The 15,933-nt window shown below is 71.3% G+C and carries 15 protein-coding genes; 7 read left to right on the forward strand and 8 right to left on the reverse strand.

What is annotated here, in order from left to right; translation table 11 throughout:
- Positions 1 to 61: 61 nt before the first annotated feature.
- A complete protein-coding gene (locus CJZ98_RS08050) occupies positions 62 to 727 on the reverse strand; it encodes a ParB-like protein (RefSeq protein WP_094590179.1) in 666 nt (221 codons plus the stop codon).
- Between the two features lie 149 nt (positions 728 to 876).
- Here CJZ98_RS08050 and CJZ98_RS08055 point away from each other — a divergent pair, with 149 nt between their 5' ends.
- The gene (locus tag CJZ98_RS08055) at positions 877 to 1,494 is read left to right on the forward strand and encodes an SgcJ/EcaC family oxidoreductase (RefSeq protein ID WP_094590181.1); all 618 of its coding nucleotides are present in this window, start codon (positions 877 to 879) and stop codon (positions 1,492 to 1,494) included.
- 184 nt (positions 1,495 to 1,678) lie between these two features.
- On the opposite strand, the gene CJZ98_RS08060 is transcribed toward CJZ98_RS08055, so the two are convergent.
- On the reverse strand, positions 1,679 to 2,017 hold the full coding sequence (locus CJZ98_RS08060) for a hypothetical protein (RefSeq protein WP_094590183.1): 339 nt from the start codon (positions 2,015 to 2,017) through the stop codon (positions 1,679 to 1,681).
- A gap of 218 nt (positions 2,018 to 2,235) precedes the next feature.
- On the opposite strand from CJZ98_RS08060, the gene CJZ98_RS08065 reads away from it, so the two are divergent.
- Positions 2,236 to 3,096, forward strand: coding sequence for a class I SAM-dependent methyltransferase (locus CJZ98_RS08065; RefSeq protein WP_232756328.1), 861 nt, complete (start codon positions 2,236 to 2,238; stop codon positions 3,094 to 3,096).
- Positions 3,097 to 3,301: 205 nt separating this feature from the next.
- On the forward strand, positions 3,302 to 4,921 hold the full coding sequence (locus CJZ98_RS08070) for a permease (protein ID WP_094590185.1): 1,620 nt from the start codon (positions 3,302 to 3,304) through the stop codon (positions 4,919 to 4,921).
- Here the strand turns inward: CJZ98_RS08070 and CJZ98_RS08075 are convergent.
- A complete protein-coding gene (locus tag CJZ98_RS08075) occupies positions 4,900 to 5,427 on the reverse strand; it encodes a DUF2808 domain-containing protein (RefSeq protein ID WP_232756329.1) in 528 nt (175 codons plus the stop codon). The two genes, CJZ98_RS08070 and CJZ98_RS08075, sit on opposite strands and share 22 nt — an antisense overlap.
- A gap of 83 nt (positions 5,428 to 5,510) precedes the next feature.
- Positions 5,511 to 5,879 carry a hypothetical protein gene (locus tag CJZ98_RS08080; protein ID WP_094590187.1) on the reverse strand — a complete coding sequence of 123 codons (369 nt, stop codon included), beginning with the start codon at positions 5,877 to 5,879 and terminating at the stop codon, positions 5,511 to 5,513.
- A gap of 102 nt (positions 5,880 to 5,981) precedes the next feature.
- On the opposite strand from CJZ98_RS08080, the gene CJZ98_RS18765 reads away from it, so the two are divergent.
- Positions 5,982 to 6,155 carry a hypothetical protein gene (locus CJZ98_RS18765; RefSeq protein ID WP_198537580.1) on the forward strand — a complete coding sequence of 58 codons (174 nt, stop codon included), beginning with the start codon at positions 5,982 to 5,984 and terminating at the stop codon, positions 6,153 to 6,155.
- 82 nt (positions 6,156 to 6,237) lie between these two features.
- On the opposite strand, the gene CJZ98_RS08085 is transcribed toward CJZ98_RS18765, so the two are convergent.
- Entirely contained in the window at positions 6,238 to 6,975 is a 738-nt protein-coding gene (locus tag CJZ98_RS08085) for a DedA family protein (RefSeq protein WP_232756330.1), read from the reverse strand.
- A 128-nt stretch (positions 6,976 to 7,103) separates the two neighbouring features.
- Positions 7,104 to 8,393 carry a glutathione S-transferase family protein gene (locus CJZ98_RS08090; RefSeq protein WP_390625505.1) on the reverse strand — a complete coding sequence of 430 codons (1,290 nt, stop codon included), beginning with the start codon at positions 8,391 to 8,393 and terminating at the stop codon, positions 7,104 to 7,106.
- A 130-nt stretch (positions 8,394 to 8,523) separates the two neighbouring features.
- On the opposite strand from CJZ98_RS08090, the gene CJZ98_RS08095 reads away from it, so the two are divergent.
- Complete coding sequence (locus CJZ98_RS08095) at positions 8,524 to 9,579, forward strand: DUF4912 domain-containing protein (RefSeq protein WP_094590189.1); 1,056 nt, start codon at positions 8,524 to 8,526, stop codon at positions 9,577 to 9,579.
- A gap of 169 nt (positions 9,580 to 9,748) precedes the next feature.
- Positions 9,749 to 9,958, forward strand: coding sequence for an acetyltransferase (locus tag CJZ98_RS08100; RefSeq protein WP_094590191.1), 210 nt, complete (start codon positions 9,749 to 9,751; stop codon positions 9,956 to 9,958).
- An 8-nt stretch (positions 9,959 to 9,966) separates the two neighbouring features.
- On the opposite strand, the gene CJZ98_RS08105 is transcribed toward CJZ98_RS08100, so the two are convergent.
- Both CJZ98_RS08105 and CJZ98_RS08110 read right to left on the reverse strand, forming a co-directional pair.
- Entirely contained in the window at positions 9,967 to 10,698 is a 732-nt protein-coding gene (locus tag CJZ98_RS08105; protein ID WP_094590193.1) for a phosphoribosyltransferase, read from the reverse strand.
- Positions 10,695 to 13,649, reverse strand: a complete 2,955-nt coding sequence (locus CJZ98_RS08110; protein ID WP_094590212.1) for a cation-translocating P-type ATPase — start codon at positions 13,647 to 13,649, stop codon at positions 10,695 to 10,697. Before CJZ98_RS08110 ends, CJZ98_RS08105 begins: the two co-directional genes overlap by 4 nt.
- 117 nt (positions 13,650 to 13,766) lie before the next feature.
- Between CJZ98_RS08110 and CJZ98_RS08115 the strand changes: the two genes are divergently transcribed.
- A complete protein-coding gene (locus CJZ98_RS08115; protein WP_094590195.1) occupies positions 13,767 to 15,644 on the forward strand; it encodes an APC family permease in 1,878 nt (625 codons plus the stop codon).
- The last annotated feature ends 289 nt before the right edge of the window (positions 15,645 to 15,933 follow it).

Consider the following 15,933-nt stretch of genomic DNA (forward strand, 5'->3'; position numbering starts at 1 on the left):
GCGGCGGGGCAAGCGGTTGTGTCCTGATAGTCCTAACTGAATTGGAGTGAGACGGCAGGATTCACGGGCGCCGCATCCCCTGCCAGCCCGCCAGGTGGGAGGCGGCGGCGGAGCGGGCCAGGGCCCGAGCGGCCGGCAAGGCGGCCTCCAGCCGATCGGAGCCGAAGTGGGGCAACTGGCGGCTGCGCAGCCAGGCACCCCATCGGAACTCATGGAAGGGGATCAGGGGGGCGGCCGCCACAACCCCCTCCCGCTTCAGCTTCCAGATCAGGCTGCGGTAGGGGTCGTCCTGGGTGCCGGTGAGATAGTCCGGCAGGGCGGTGGGGGGCAAGGGCCCCAGCCCACGACCGTCGTACAGGTAGAGCCAGCCGCGGCGGTGGAGCTGCTCCAGCACCTGCTCCCGCTCGCTCACCTCCAGCTGCAGGGCCACGTAACCGAAGCAGGTGGCCTGCGGGTCCAGCTCCATCAGCCCCCGCAGCCGGTGGTGCCGATCCACGATCCAGAACTCGCCGCTGGCGCTGCGCACCAGGGGAGTGGGCTTCTTGCGCAGGTACTGGCGGCGCTGCTCGGGGGTGTCCTTGGCGAAGTCGATCTGGCGGCTGCGGATCTCCGCCATCCCCACACACAGCTGGGTGGGCCGCAGCCGGGCCAGGGGAACCTCCAGCAGCCCGGTCTCGCCCGATGGCGGCGGCGGCAGGGGCTCGTAGGGGGGAAGTCGCAGGGCCATGGTTGGAAGGTAGGGCGGCAGCCGCAGCCGGCAACGGGCAGGGCGATGGGGCACGGCGTTGGGCCGCAGCAAGGGGCCGCCTGGAGGGGCCGTGGCAACACTGGCCGGGCCTGGCTAAGCGTGTTTCCAGTGAGGACAACGCGGCGCCCATGGCAGCCCCCATTCCCCCCCGCTCAGCCACCGTCGGTCGGCAGCCCGGGCCAGCGCAAGCGGGGCCGCAACAACGCCTGGGGCAGCGGGCGTGGCGGCAGCGGCTCCAGGGCGTGCTGCTCGGCCTGGTTCTGGGCCTGGGGCTGCTGCTGGCGCCCGCTGGATCGGCGGCCTTGGCCGCCCAGGCCAGCCAGGAGCCGACCGAGCCAGCCAGCGCCATCTGTGCCCCGATCGATGCGGCCGAGGTGGCCGGCCTGTTCGATCGCTGGAACGCAGCCCTGGCCAGCGGCGATCCAGAGCAGGTGGCGGCCCTCTACGGCGACGATGCCCTGCTGCTGCCCACCCTCTCGCCCATCCCCCGGGCCGACCACGCCGCCATCGCCGACTACTTCGTGCAGTTCCTGGCCCAGGTCCCCGAAGGCCGGATCGACAGCCGCACGGTGCGGCTGGGCTGCAACGAGGCCCTCGATGCCGGCACCTACAGCTTCCTGCTCCACCCGGCGGGCCAGGAGCCCCGGCGGGTGGCGGCGCGCTACTCCTTCGTCTACACCTTCGACGGGACGGGCTGGCACATCCAGCACCACCACTCGTCGCTGATGCCGCCTGCAGCGGCCTGAGCCGGGTGGGGAGTCACCCAGCCGGTGGGGCGGTCAGTGGACGCAGATCCGTAAGTCCTGACCTTGCCAGCAGGCGGGCTCCCGGCTGGAGTGGCGTGCCAGCCCCCAGCGCGAGTTGATGCCATCGGCTATGAGCCCGCGCACATGCGCCTGGCCCTGGGCCAGGGCAGCTCTCGCACCAGGCTCAGGACGGCCGCACCGCATCGAGCAGGGATTCCGAGAGGGTGGTGGGACGCAGCTCCGCAGCCGGGCGCTCGCCAAGCTGATGGTCCGGGGCGGCCTCGGCCGCAAAGCCGCGCTCCAGGATCTGGAGCCGCCGCTCCCGCAGACAGAATTTGCAGCCGCCCGTGGTCTGCAGATGCTTCTCCGGGGTGATCTTGATATCGCGCACCGGATGGATGGTGCAGCGGATCGTCACCGGGGTCTTGAAGCTCTTGTAAACGATGGCGCCGTAGTCGTAGCGGTTCCCGAAGCGGGCGATGGCCCGGGCCAGGAAGGTTTCGAGGCTGATCGGACTGCCCATGGACTGGTCGCAGGTTCCTGGGGAAGGCGGCAGCTTCCGGGGGTGATGCGGGCCCGCCTGGCCGGCCTTGCGCGTTGGGGAATGGTAAGGAGATCTCCAGGGTTGGGCAGGGCCTGGCCGTGCAAATCGTTTCAATGGGCCTGCCCCTGGATCGCGGCGGCCTCCCCTGGTGACCTTTCCAGGCGGGCAGGATGGACGCGCGGACCGTGGCAGGCGGCATGACAACTCCGAACGACCAGGCAGCCGCAAGCCAGGCAACCACCCGCCAACCGAGCCAGCGCAGCGCCGCAGACCCTGACCAGGACCCTGAGCTCACCGCCCCCGCCGCCAGCAACGTCTCCCGGGGCAGCCTGGAGCTGTTCACCCGCAGCTGGCAGGCCTATCGCCACGTGGTGGATCTGGATCTGATGGAACACCGGGCCCTGACCCGGGCCCTGGAAGCCCTGCTGCTGGAACGCGGCGGCGGAGCGCCCCTGGGCTGGATGGCGGATCTGGGCTGCGGCGACCTCGGTCTGCTGGCCCCGATCCTGCGGCGACTGCCGCTGGCGGGCCTGATCGGCGTCGATGCCACCGCGGCGGTGCTGCCCCTGGCCGCAGCCCGGATGGAGGGCAGCCCCTTCCCCTGCCAGTGGATCGACTCCGACCTGCTGGATTGGAGCGAGGCGAGGCGGGCCCAACGGGAATCGGATCCGCCCGGCCCTGGCCCCGAACCCCTCAGCCTGGTGAGCTGCCTGTTCGCCCTGCACCACCTGGACGACTCCAACAAGCAGCGCGTTCTGGAGGCCTTGCGCCCCTGCCTGGCCCCCGATGGCTGCCTGCTGGTGGCCGACGTGTTCCGGGGCGACGGTGAGGATCGGCAGGCCTACATCCAGCGCTACCTGCAACGCATCGCCAGCCAGTGGCAGGAGCTGCCCGCCGCCGAGCGGCAGCTGGTCGGCGACCACCTCAGCGCCAGCGACTTTCCAGCCGAGCGGGAGCAGTTCCGCCAGCTGGCGGCGGCGGCGGGCTGGCAGAGCCACTGGCTCTGGAACGGTCGCCATGGGGCCGAGGCCCTGCTACTGCTCGAGCCCAGCCCGTAAGCCAGCCGGCCCGGCCCAGGGGAACACCGCCCGATCAGGGCTTGGCCGTCCAGTCGGTGGCCACGCCGATCCGCTAGAGGCCATGGGCATGGACCTGCAGCTGGTAGCGGCAGGCGGACAGCACAGCAGGACGGCTTCAGGACCGCGGCTGCCCCATCGTCCCAGCGAAGTGGCAGACCGGACCCCACGCCAGCAAGCTGACCCCATGCCTCCCCATTCCCCCAGCCTGGTCCCCGGCCCGGGGCCCGGCCCAGGCGCCCGGCCCCGCTGGTTCGTCCCAGGCGACATCGATGGCCTGCTGGGCCTCGGCCTCGACAACCTGATCCAGATCCTGCTGATCCTGAGCCTCTGCCGCGGCGTGCTCGGCTACCCCGACGAACTGATCTTCGGCAGCATCCTGCCGGCCACCGGCATCAGCCTGGCGGTGGGCAACCTGGCCTACGCCGTGCAGGCCCATCGCCTCGCGCGGCGCGAGCAGCGCGACGACCGCACCGCCCTGCCCTACGGCATCAACACGGTGAGCCTGTTCGCCTACGTGTTCCTGGTGATGCTGCCGGTGAAGCTCACCGCCCTGGACCAGGGCCTCGGAGAGGCCGCTGCCGTGCGCCTCTCCTGGGAGGCGGGCCTGATGGCCTGCCTGGGCTCGGGGTTGATCGAGGCGGGCGGCGCCTGGTGGGCCCACTGGCTGCGGCGCTGGCTGCCACGGGCCGCCCTGCTCTCCACCCTGGCCGGCATCGCCCTCGGCTACATCGCCCTGGGCTTCCTGCTGCGCACCTACGCCCAGCCGGTGGTGGGCCTGGCGGTGCTTGCGGTGATCCTGGTGACCTACTACGGCCGCCTGCGCCTGCCGATCCCCGGCGGCCTGCTGGCTGTGCTGGTGGGCATCCCCCTGGCCTGGGGCAGCGGCCTGATCCGGATCGACGCGGCAAGCTGGAGCGCCAACGCCAGCCAGGTGGGCCTGCACCTGCCGGCGCTGCAGTTGGCCAGCCTGTGGGAGGCCCGCTCCCAGCTCGTGCCCTGGCTGGGGGTGATCGTGCCGATGGGACTGTTCAACGTGCTCGGGTCGCTGCAGAACATCGAGAGCGCCGAGGCCGCCGGCGACGCCTACCCGGTGAAGAGTTCGCTGCTGATCAACGGCCTGGGCACGATCGCCGCCGCCGCCCTGGGCTCCTGTTTCCCCACCACCCTCTACATCGGCCATCCCGCCTGGAAGGCGATGGGGGCCCGTATCGGCTACTCCTGGCTCAACGGACTGCTGATGGGCGGCCTCTGCCTGCTGGGGCTGTTCGGCCTGGTGGGGCAGCTGGTGCCGATCGAGGCCGGCATGGCAATCGTGCTCTACATCGGCCTGGTGATCGCCGCCCAGGCCTTCCAGGCCACACCCCGCTCCCATGCTCCGGCCGTTGTGCTGGGGCTGCTGCCGGGCCTGGCAGGCTGGGGCGCCCTGCTGCTCAAGGCGGGCCTGCGGACTGGCGGCGCAGGCAGTGCCAGCCAGCCCTTCGGTCCGGCGCTGCTGGCGCCCCTGCAGCGGGCCGACGTGTGGGCCAGCGGGGCCTTTGCCCTGGAGCAGGGCCAGATCATCACCGCCATGCTGCTGGCCGGCATGCTCGTGTATGTGATCGAGCGTCGCTTTCTGGCCGCGGCCCTCTGCGCGGGCCTGGCGGCGGCGGCGGCCTGGCTGGGGGTGATCCACGCCTGGCGGTTCACCCAGGCCGACACGGTGCTGCAGCTGGGCTGGGGCAGTGGCGGCAGCTGGGCCCTCGGCTATCTGCTGATGGCGCTGGTGTTCCTGGCGGCGGCCCTTCAGCGCGAGAAGACCTCGTAGATCGGCATCGTGGCGAAGCCCAGGGCCGAGGGCACCGGATTGACACCGGCAGGGATCGCCTGCACCGCAAACATGTAGGTGTCGCTCTGGAGGGGATTGCGCCAGGGCCGCAGCACCAGGGTGATGGTCTGGCCGGGCTGGGGCGGCTGGGGGAACCGGGCCCGGAAGATGCGGGTGTTCTCATCGAACAGCCCCTCCACGGGGATAGCCGGCCCCTCACGACGGGGTAAGCCCAGGAAGGCGCGGGTACGCCCCGCATCGAAGCCGAAGCTCCGATCCACCCCACGGGTCTGCTCGAGCTGCAGGCCGGCCAGTCCCACCCCGGCGGCGGCCGGCAGAACCACCGTGAAGTAATACTCGGCGCCCATGTCACCCACCGTGGTGCTGTAGCTGCGGAACACGACCTTCCAGGGGGGCGAGGCGAACCAGGTCTGGCCGCCGAGCTCCACCGCACGCCCTGGGGCCGGCGCGAGCACCAGGGGGGCCGAGACCAGGGCAGCGAGCACCAGGGCGGCCGCTCTGGCCGCGCCAAAGGCCCGAACCGGCCCCGCAGCCCCGATGGATCTGCCCGTCCCGAGCGGCGCTTCGGTCACCGGCAGCTCCTGCCCACGGCCTGGATGTAGGTGTCCGCCAGGCGATCGAGATCGGCCTGGCAGAGGGTGCCGTTGGTGGTGATCGCGATGCGGTCCAGCACCCAGCGGCGGAAGCCTGGGGAGCGCAGGGCGGTGCCGGGGGGCTGGGCCAGGATCTGATCACGCACCTGCAGGCGGGCGCAGCTGGCCGCCAGCTCCTCTCGCTCGGTGGGGGAGCTGAGGAAGGCGTCAAAGCGCTGTTGCTGCTGCGAATCGACGGGCTTGCAAGCCTGCTGGGCCAAGGCCGGCGCCCCCAGCAGCACCAGGGCGAGGCCGCCACCGGCGGCGCGGACCAACAGACCGGCGCAGCGATCGGAACGGATCATGGCGGGTTGGGTGCCGTTGCGCGAAAGCTAGCCACGCTGCCTGGAGCAGACAGGAGGGGCTGCCGCTGAGTTGATAGGGTTCCGCCAACGCCGGCCGGGGCCATGAACAGGGCTGAACTCGATGCCATCGAACTGATGCTGCGCGACCTGCACACCCGCCACGACGAGATCCGCCACCGGGCCGCCTTCCGCGGCTGCACCCGCGAGCTGCTGGCCCTGCAGCAGGAACTGGTGCGCTACCTGATGAGCAAGCGCGAGGGGCTCTCCAACCGCTGAACCAGCACAACCCCAGCAGACCAGGCCGAACGCCTTCAGCTGAACGCCCTAAGCCAAGAACCCGCCAGCCGAACCAGCAGGCTCAGGGGTGACGGGGCTGGTCGTGGTGGACCGATGACCCTGGGCCTGCATCGCCTCCGCCATCGGGGGGTCCGGCCTGCTCACTGCGCTCCAGAAGTCGGCCCTCCCAGGTGGAGAGCAACCTCGGCAGCAGCACCACCACGGCCAGCAGCAGCAGCGCGCCGAGGCCGAACTGGATCACCCCGCTGAGCATGCGCTCGATCGGGATCCAGCGCCCCCCCAACCAGGCCAGGCTCACCATCGAGGCCGACCAGAGCACGGCACCGGCCAGGTTGCAGAGCACGAAGCGGCGGTAGGGCATGCCCACTGCACCGGCCATGGGACCGGCCAACACCCGCAGCACCGCCACGAAGCGCCCCAGCAGCACCGAGAGTCCGGCTCGGCGCAGAAAGCCGGACCGCAGCCGCTCCATCTGCTCCGGCCCCTGCCCGAGCCAGCGGCCCACCCGCAGCAGCAGGCCCCAGCCGGCCCGGCGCCCGACCCAGTAGCCCAGGTTGTCGCCGAGCACGGCACCACCGGCCGCCGCGGCCATCACGCCGAACAGGTTGAGCTGGCCGCTACCGGCGGCGTAGCCCCCCAGCAGGGTGAGCGTCTCACCGGGCAGGGGCAGGCCGGCGTTCTCCAGCAGCATGCCCAGGAACACCACCAGATAGCCCCAGCGGCCAACCAAGGCCTGGAGGTCCGCGGTGCTGAAGCCGTCAAGCGAGGCCAGGGGAGCATGGGCCCCGCTGAGCGCCACGACGGCGAGCTGGGCGGGCAGCTGGGCGAGGAGGGCGGCAGCGATGGGACCCAGAGCGAATGGAACGCAGAGCGGCGAGGGAGGAAAGCCAATCCCGGAGCATGGCAGGCCGCTGGGCCGCCCCGGGATCAGGCGGGGAGGCTGGCGGTGCGGGCGGCGCGGAAGGGGGTGGGGTCCTGGTCGCGGCGGTGGCGGCTGGGAATCGCCGGACCGGGGGCCGGGCCATCGAGGGCGGCGGTGGTCTCCAGGGCCCAGCGCAACCGCCGGGCCGCATGCACCGACATGTCGCGGGGCACCGAGATGCGATCCCGCAGGTAGCGCAAGCCGGCGGCCGTGCCGGCGGGCGGGGCGCAGGGGGTCTCCCCCACCAGGGTCGTGAGGGCCGCGCGCAGGGCCTGATCCAGCCGAGGGCCGCCGCTGCCGTCGGCCTCGGGGTTGAGGGCCAGCAGCCGCTCCCGGTGCTTGAGCACCCGGGCCACGGCCTCGAAGGCGGCGCCGGGCGGCTCTGCCTGCCGCGTCTCGATCAGGGCAGGGTTGGCGGAGGGCCAGGGGCCGCCGTCAATGGCGTCAGCGGCGGCCCACGGCACCGGACTGCCGCTGGCCAGGCAGCAGCCCATCTGGGGCGGCAGGTCGTGGGCATGGGTGTGGAAGTCGCCCTGGGTGCCCAGGTAGGTGGAGCGCTGCTCCAGGGCGCTGAACCAGCGGTCGATCGCCGGGTGACGCTGGCGCAGCCCGTACCCCTTGTAGTAGGCAAGCGAGGCGTTCATCCGCTCCAGATAGGGCACGAACACCACATCGGCGCTGCTGAAACCATCCAGGAACCAGGGCCCGTGAAGGGCCTCGAGGGCCTGCTCCACCAGCTCGGCCATGCGGGTGAAGTGACGGGCCGCCGGCTCGGCAAAGGGATCGGCCCCCCCGCCGCTCAGGGGGCCTGCGTAGCAGAGCCACTGGCACCAGGCGCGGAACAGGCGCCGCTCGAGCTGGCGCAACGCAAAGACTTCCGGATCATCAAGGGCCCGGCCCAGGGGCCCGAAGACGCCCTCGAGGCTGTGCAGGATCAGGTCGCTTTCGGTGATCAGCCGACCATCGAGCTCCAGGGCCGGCAGCATGCCGCTGGGCACCAGGCGCCGGTACCAGTCCTCCTTCTCCCCGTAGCAATGCATCGTGACCTTGCGGACCCGGTAGGGGATGCGCTGCTCCTCGAGCCACAACCACACTTTCTGGCAGTAGGGGCACCAGGCGTGGTTGTCGCGGTAGAGGGTGACGCGCAGCTCGGACTCGCTGCGGCCGAACAGGCGCAGCTCGGCCTGGGCATTGGTGGGGCCATGGATCCGCAGGGCCACCTCGTCGGGGCCGGCGGGCAGCAGCGCATCCAGCTCCGTCCAGCTCAGGGAGGCGGCAGCAGGGGCGCTGGTCACGGGCACGGGGGGTGGAGTGGCCCCGTTCTAGCGATAGGGAGGTTGTGGTCAGGGAACGGCGACCATTGCAGCCGTCGCCACCGCGCGGCCGGGGTCCGGCACCTAGGACTGTTCAACGCATCTGGCATCCATGGCACCCTCGATCAGAGACCTCGCCCTCCGCGCCCTGGAAGCCCTGGGTCTGCGGGCTGAATCCCCAGGCGCGGACGGCGTGGCGACAGCCAGCCCCAGCGCCACGGCCACAGCTGCCGCCTCGAGAACATCCTCGACAACCAGGGCCGCCGCCCCCGTTACCGGGCGGCCGCAGGCCGGCCAGGAGCCCTCCTGGGTGAGCTTCGAGGCCCATGGTCCCCAGTGGGGCTTCGCCTTCTGGCAGCTCAGCGCCGCCGATCGGGCCCGGCTGGTCGAAGGCGGCCAGACCCTGCGGCTACGGATCGCCGATGTGACCGGCCTCAGCGGCCAGGACAGCCCGCCCCACGCCCTGCAACAGCTGCCGGTGGAGGCCTCGGCGGGCCAGTGGGGCGTGGCCCTGCCCCTGGGCAACCGCATCTACCGGGTGGAGCTGGGCTTCCAGGCAGCCGGCGGCTGGGTCCAGCTGGCCCGTTCGACCCCGACCTTGATCCTCGGCTACGACGAGGCCCCCACCACCTCCAGCGTGACCAGCTTTGAACCCTTCCAGCCGGCCGAGCCCGAGGTGGAGCCGTCGCCGGAACCCCCCGCCAACGGCGACCTGCCCCTGCACGAGCTGCTCTACCGAACCGCCACGCTGCGGCTGCGCCAGGTAGGCCGCGGATCGGAGGCGTTCCACGAGCTTGGGCTAATCGAGGGGGCGGCAGCCGGGCTGCAGGCCTCGGGGGTGGGCCTGTGGGCCAGTGGCCGCAGCGCCTCCGGCGAGGGCCTGCTGGTGCGCCAGCGCTCCTTCTGGCTCGTGGCCGATGCTGAGCTGGTGGTGTACGGCGCCACCGAACCTGATGCCAGCCTCAGCATCGGCGGCGAGCCGGTGCCCCTCAAGGCCAACGGCAGCTTTCGGGTGCAGGTGCCCTTCCGCGATGGACGCCAGCTCTACCCGATCGAGGCCGTGGCCGCCGACGGCGAGCAGCGTCGCTCGATCCGTCTGGAATTTGAGCGCAGCACCCCGGAGGACCACACCAACCCGGCGGCCGAGGCCCGCTCGGAGTGGTTCTGATCGGCGGAGGTGCTACTGCTCTCCCCTTGGTTGGCACTCCAGCGGCTCCAGGAGAGTCGATAGGGCCATGCCGGCCCCGGCGTTGCGGCTTGCATCGCTGACCTGTCCAGCGCCGGTCAGCCGGCGGGGTACTGAACTAGAACGGGACCAGAGCCTCCGAGGTGGAGCGATGTTCCTCAAGACCCGCGCCGATGGCAGCTTGCTGGAGGTCCTGAGCCTCAAGCAACTCGCCGATCCCTTCGCCGCCCAGGTAGACGGCCGGCTGCATGCCGGCGAAGAGCTGCAGGAGCAGGAGCCCTTCGCCAAGGCCGATCTGGTCTTTCCCTCGGGTGAAGCCCTACCTCGCTGCTGGCTGGATCCGGCCTACCACCAGGCCTGAGGCCTGGCCTAACCGGGTCTGGCGGGTAAGCCTAGACGCCGATCCCGCAGCAGGGCCGCCACGCTGGCGTCGTCGAGCTGCTCGAACTGGCGGTACCAGGCGCCGACAGCCGTGAGCCGCTCCACCCGCGCCAGGGCCACCAGGCCATCCACCAGCCCCTCAAGACTGGACTCCAGGCGGCGGGCCACCTCCTGATCGATCACCGGCACGGCCAGCACCAGCCGCGACGGGGCACAGCGGCGCAGGGAGGTGAGGGCCGCCCGGGCGGTGAGGCCTGTGGCCACGCCGTCGTCAACCACGAGCAGATGGCGGCCCCGCAGCGCCGCCGCCGGTGGATCGGCAAACAGACGCTGGCGACGCTGCAGCTCCTGGTCCTGCTCCTGCACTAGCTGACGCCGCAGCTCCAGGGGGAGGTGCTGCTGCTGCAGATAGGGCTCATCCCAGAGCAAGACGCCACCCGGCGCCAGTGCCCCCACCGCCACCTCCGGCTCCGCGGGATGGGCCAATTTGCGCACGGCCCAGGTGCCGAGCGGCAGCTCCAGGGCATCGGCCAGCACCGCCGCCACGGCCACCCCGCCCCGGGGCAGCCCGATCACCAGGGCCTGATGATCGCCATGCCAGCCCTGCAGCTGGGCCGCCAGCTCGCGGCCTGCGGCCGCCCTGTCGTTCCAGAGCGGCGGCCTGGGGGAGTCGGCGGGGAACGGCCCAGGGGAATCCAAGGGAGACGAGGAGCGGCTCATGCCAAGGGCAGCAGCGGGGAGATCGGAAGCGTCGGCCCCGGGTGGGATGGTGCCGGCGGCCGTCTGCGGCGGCGCACCACCAGCTTGCGCAGTTCCTCGGCCAGTAGCACCACCACAGGAGCCAGGGCCAGCCAGCCCAGCAGCTCAGGCGGGAAGGGCGCCAGCTGGAAGGCCGCCGCCAGGGCGGGCAGACCCAGCAGCAGACCAAAGGCCAGCGGCTCGCTCACGAAGCCCAGCCACAGCAGCAGATTGCTGAACAACGGCAACTGGAGCACCGAGCGCCACTCGGAGCGACACGCCATCAGGTTGCCCATCTGGGCCGCCACGATCACCCCCAGTGTGACCGCCGAGGCCTGCTGCTGGATCGCCACCACCTCGGCCCCGGCGCTGTGGTGCAGCAGGGCAGGGGCCAGCTGGCGCAGCTCGGCCAGGTCGATGCCGTAATGGCGCCAGGTGAGCAGATAGCCGCCCATGGCCAGGATCCCCTCGACCGGCCCGAGGAACAGATAAGCCCGCAGCAGCAACGGCCGGTTCATCAGGGCCTCGCCGGGTCGCCGGGGCGGCACCTCCATCGTGTCCGGGCCGGGCGGCTCGGCCCCCAGCCCCAGGGCCGGCAGCAGATCGGTGCCCAGGTCCACCGCCAGGATCTGCAGCACCGTGAGGGCCGCCGGGATGCGCAGCAGCAGCATCGCCAGGAATGGGGCCAGCTCCGGCACGTTCGAAGCCAGGATGTAGGTGATGAACTTGCGGATGTTCTGGTAGACGGCCCGGCCATGGCGCACCGCGCTCACGATCGTGGCGAAGTTGTCGTCCACGAGCACGATGTCTGCGGCCTCGCGAGCCACATCGGTGCCGTTGCGGCCCATGGCCAGCCCCACGTCCGCCGCCCGTAGGGCCGGGGCATCGTTGACGCCGTCGCCGGTGACGGCCACCACCTCACCGAGTGCCTTGTAGGCCTGCACCAGCCGCAGCTTCTGCTCCGGAGCCATGCGGGCGAACACCAGGCGCGAGCGGAACTTGATCACCTGACGCAGCTGCACGTCGCTGAGGCGGTCCAGGTCGTCGCCGCTTATCACCCGCACCGGATCAGCCATGGCCGCGTGCAGCCCGTTGGGGTGGGTCCCGGTGGTGTGGGAGCCCAGGCCGTCGTCGGGCGGGGGATCCAGCAGGCCGATCTGGCGGGCGATCGCCTCGGCGGTGAGGCCGTAGTCGCCCGTCACCATCGTGACCTTGATGCGGGCCCGGTGGCAGGCGGCAATGGCCTCGCCCACCCCGTGGCGCGGCGGGTCATAGAGCCCCACCAGGCCCACGAACACCAGGTTCTCTTCCAGCAGCGCCGCGGCCGGGTCCAGGGGCCGGCTGGCCACCGCCAGCACCCGCATGCCCAGGCGGGCCATGTGGTCGTTGGCGGCCAGCACCGCCGCCCGCTCCGGGCTGCCCAGCAGGGCCAGCGCCCCGGGGCCACCGGAGCCCGCCGGATCCAGCCAGCGGTCACAGCGGGCCAGCACCTCCAAAGGCGCCCCCTTGGTGATCGCCAGCCGGTCGGGGCCGGCGGGCCAGCGGGGATCGCCCCGCCAGTCGAGCAGCACACTCATCAGCCGCCGCTCTGAATCAAAGGGCAGCTCCTGCAGCCGCGGCAGCCGCCGCAGCTCCGCCTCCAGATCCAGACCCGCTCCCACCGCCGCCAGCAGCAGGGCCGTCTCGGTGGGATCGCCCACCGCCCGCCAGGGCTCCGTGGCGCGGCCATGGCGTTCAAGGCGGGCATTGGAGCAGAGGGCTGCCCCCAGCAGCAGCAGGTCGGTGCCGCCCGAGGCAAGGGCACTGGGAACGGAGCCGCTCGAGGTGGAGCCGCCCGGAAGGGAACCGCCAGCTCTGGCGGCCAGGATCGGCTCGGGGCCATCCCCCGGCCGCCAGGTCGCCCGCAGGGCCATGGCATTGGCGGTCAGTGTGCCGGTCTTGTCCGTGCAGACCACGCTCACGGCCCCCAGGGTCTCCACCGCCGAGAGGCGCCGCACCAGGGCGTTCTCCTCGGCCATGCGCCGCACCGCCAGGGCGAGGGCCAGGGTGACCGTGGGCAGCAGCCCCTCCGGCACGTTGGCCACGATGATGCCGATGGCGAACACCAGGCTCTCGACAGGCCCCATCCCCACGAACAGCAGGCTGGCGGCGAAGGTGAGGGCCCCCATCGACAGGGCGATCGTGGTGATCGTGCGCACGATCCGGCCCACCTGCAGCTCCAGGGTGCTGGGGGAGCGCACCGTACTGGCGGTGAGATGGGCCACCTGGCCGAACTCGGTCTCGGCCCCGGTGGCATAGACGAGGGCGGTGGCACGCCCGGCGGCCACGGTTGTACCGGCCGGCAACAGGTTGGTGGCCTCGGAGGTCTTGAGCCGCTGGGTCAGGGGCTCAGGGCTGCGGGCCACCGGCAGCGACTCGCCCGTGAGCACCGCCACATCCAGATAGAGCTGAACGGCCCGCAGCACCCGGCAGTCGGCGGGCACATGGTCGCCCTCCTCCAGCTCGATCACATCGCCGGGCACCAGCTGATCGGCCGCCAGCTCCTTCAGGCTGCCGTCGCGCCAGATCCGCACCCGCCGCGGCAGCACCTGGCTCAGGGCCGCCAGGGTGCGCTCCGCCTGGAACTCCTGCCAGAAGCTGAACACGGCATTGATCAGGATCACGCTCCAGATCGCCCAGCCCAGCTCCGGCGTGCCGGCCACGAAGGCCATGGTGCCTGCGGCCCAGAGCAGCAGGGCCATGAAGTGGCGCAGCTGGTCGGTGAACTTCAGCAGCAGCGAGCGGCGCTTGAGCTGGGGCAGCCGGTTGGCACCGAAGCGCAGCAGACGCTGCTCCGCCTCGGCCTGGCTCAGGCCCTCGGCGCCGCTGCCGAGGGTCGCGAGGGACTCCTCAAGGCTGAGGCCGGCGATCGGCCGGGAGGCAGAGAGCAGCACGCGCAGCACCGGCCCGGGCCCTGACCGTAGTCAGGATCTCTGGGAGCTGCAGGTAGCGGACCAGGAAGCGGGCGTAGCGTTCAACCTCTTGTTCCAGCGGCCCAGGGCCGCTGTGCCATGGCCCGATCCCTCTTCGGCCGCTTCAAAAAGGCCCTGGTGGGGGCGCCGCTGCCCACCAGCGCCCACGCCGAGGAGCGACTGACCAACGCCGAGGCCCTGGCGATCCTCAGCTCGGATGCCCTCTCCTCGGTGGCCTACGCCACCCAGGAGATCGTGCTGGTGCTGGGCATGGCCGGCGCCGCAGGCCTGGGCTTCACCCTGCCGATCACCGGCCTGATCATCGCCCTGATGGTGATCGTGGCCATCAGCTACCGGCAGACGATCAAGGCCTATCCCCATGGGGGCGGCTCCTACCGGGTGTCCCATGAAAATCTGGGCGACCTGCCGGGCCTGGTGGCCGGGGCCTCCCTCTCGATCGACTATGTGCTCACCGTGGCGGTGAGCACCGCGGCCGGCATCGCCGCACTCACCTCCTATCTGCCCGCCCTGGATGCGTTCCGCGTGCCGCTCTGCCTGGCGGCCATCGCTGTGCTGATGGTGGCCAACCTGCGCGGGGTGCGCTCCAGCGCCCAGATCCTCAGCGCCCCCACCTTCATCTTCATGGGCACCGTGCTCACCCTGGTGGTGGCGGGTGGCCTCAAGCTGCTCCAGGGCGACCTGGCCGCCCTGCCGGCGCTGGAACAGAACCTGCGCATGACCGAGGAACACGGCGGCCAGCTGGCGGCGGTGGGGGGAGTGCTGCTGATGCGGGCCTTCAGTTCCGGCTGCGCCGCCCTCACCGGCATCGAGGCCATCAGCGACTCGGTGATGGCCTTCAAACCGATCGAGTGGCGCAACGCCCGGCGCGTGCTGACCGTGATGGTGCTGCTGCTGGCCACGATGTTCGGCGGGATCAGCGTGCTGGCTCACCAGCTGGGCACGGTCTACCGGGAGAACGGGCCCACCCTGCTCTACCAGCTGGGCCAGCAGGTGTTCGGCAACGGGCCCCTGCTGCTGCTGCTGCAGCTCTCCACCCTGCTGATCCTGCTGCTGGCAGCCAACACCGCCTATGCCGACTTCCCGCGACTGGCCAACTTCCTCGCCCAGGACGGCTACCTGCCCCGCCAGCTCACCTCCCTGGGGGACCGGCTGGTGTTCAGCAACGGCATCCTGGCCCTGAGCGGCTTTGCGGGCCTGCTGCTGGTCATCTTCGGCGGCAGTGTGACCCGCCTGATCCCCCTGTATGCCGTGGGGGTGTTCCTGAGCTTCACCCTCTCCCAGGCCGGAATGGTGGTGCACTGGTGGCGGGAGCAGGGCCGGGGCTGGCTGGGCAAGGCCCTGGTGAACGGCTTCGGCAGCGTCGTGACCGCCGTGGTGACGGGTGTGCTGCTCTACAGCAAGTTCCTGCTGGGTGCCTGGCTGGTGGTGGTGGCGATCCCGCTGCTGGTGACCCTGTTCCTCACGATCCACCGCCACTACCGCAGCGTGGCCCGGCGCCTGCGGCTGGCCGCCGATGTGAAGCTCACCCTGCCGCCGGCGCCCTCGGAGGGCGGAGCCCCGGTGGTGGTGCTGGTGGGCCAGCTGCACCGGGGGAGCTTCGAGGCGGTGCGCTATGCCCGCACGATCGCCGGGGAGCTGGTGGCGGTTCACGTGGATCTGGGCCTGGGCAAGGCGGAGGCCTTCCGCGAACAGTGGCAGCGCCAGCTGCCGGAGATCCCCCTGGTGGTGCTGGAGTCTCCCTATCGGTCCCTGATCGATCCGGTGCTGGACTTCGTGCAGCACTTTGAGGTGGACCACCGCAAGAACCGCGACAAGTTCTGCACCGTGGTGCTGCCAGTGTTCGTGACCCGCCACCGCTGGGAAAACCTTCTCCACAACCAGAGCACCATCGCCCTGCGGCGGGCCCTGCGGGCCCAGGGGACCCGGGTGGTGGCCACCGTGGGCTTCTACCTCTAGGAGGCTGCTGAAATAGCCGCCAACCCGAGCCCATCTATGACGGATTGGGCTGCGTGGGCTTGCTCCAGTCCCCCTCGCAAGGCTGGTCGCCGCATCGGGAGGTGATCGTTGCCGCCCGTACAGATACCCAGCCGGCTGACCACTTCTGAGTGCCCGGCTCCGTGTGGTTCATGCCAACGCCTCCCGTGGAGCGAGCAGGTTGGCCAGGCGGATCAGGTTGTAGGCCACCACATGCAACCGGAACACCGCTCCGACCCGGGTGCGGCCTCTGGCCTTGAGCTGCCGCAAC

The sequence above is a fragment of the Vulcanococcus limneticus LL genome, from assembly GCF_002252705.1.
In the GTDB taxonomy this organism is placed as follows: domain Bacteria; phylum Cyanobacteriota; class Cyanobacteriia; order PCC-6307; family Cyanobiaceae; genus Vulcanococcus; species Vulcanococcus limneticus.

Excerpts from the sequence above, each read along its gene's own strand:
- CJZ98_RS08050 (WP_094590179.1), bottom strand. The coding sequence starts at position 727 with ATGGCCCTGCGACTTCCCCCCTACGAGCCCCTGCCGCCGCCGCCATCG.
- CJZ98_RS08055 (WP_094590181.1), top strand. The coding sequence starts at position 877 with ATGGCAGCCCCCATTCCCCCCCGCTCAGCCACCGTCGGTCGGCAGCCC.
- CJZ98_RS08060 (WP_094590183.1), bottom strand. The coding sequence starts at position 2,017 with ATGGGCAGTCCGATCAGCCTCGAAACCTTCCTGGCCCGGGCCATCGCC.
- CJZ98_RS08065 (WP_232756328.1), top strand. The coding sequence starts at position 2,236 with ATGACAACTCCGAACGACCAGGCAGCCGCAAGCCAGGCAACCACCCGC.
- CJZ98_RS08070 (WP_094590185.1), top strand. The coding sequence starts at position 3,302 with ATGCCTCCCCATTCCCCCAGCCTGGTCCCCGGCCCGGGGCCCGGCCCA.
- CJZ98_RS08080 (WP_094590187.1), bottom strand. The coding sequence starts at position 5,879 with ATGATCCGTTCCGATCGCTGCGCCGGTCTGTTGGTCCGCGCCGCCGGT.
- CJZ98_RS18765 (WP_198537580.1), top strand. The coding sequence starts at position 5,982 with ATGAACAGGGCTGAACTCGATGCCATCGAACTGATGCTGCGCGACCTG.
- CJZ98_RS08095 (WP_094590189.1), top strand. The coding sequence starts at position 8,524 with ATGGCACCCTCGATCAGAGACCTCGCCCTCCGCGCCCTGGAAGCCCTG.
- CJZ98_RS08100 (WP_094590191.1), top strand. The coding sequence starts at position 9,749 with ATGTTCCTCAAGACCCGCGCCGATGGCAGCTTGCTGGAGGTCCTGAGC.
- CJZ98_RS08105 (WP_094590193.1), bottom strand. The coding sequence starts at position 10,698 with ATGAGCCGCTCCTCGTCTCCCTTGGATTCCCCTGGGCCGTTCCCCGCC.
- CJZ98_RS08115 (WP_094590195.1), top strand. The coding sequence starts at position 13,767 with ATGGCCCGATCCCTCTTCGGCCGCTTCAAAAAGGCCCTGGTGGGGGCG.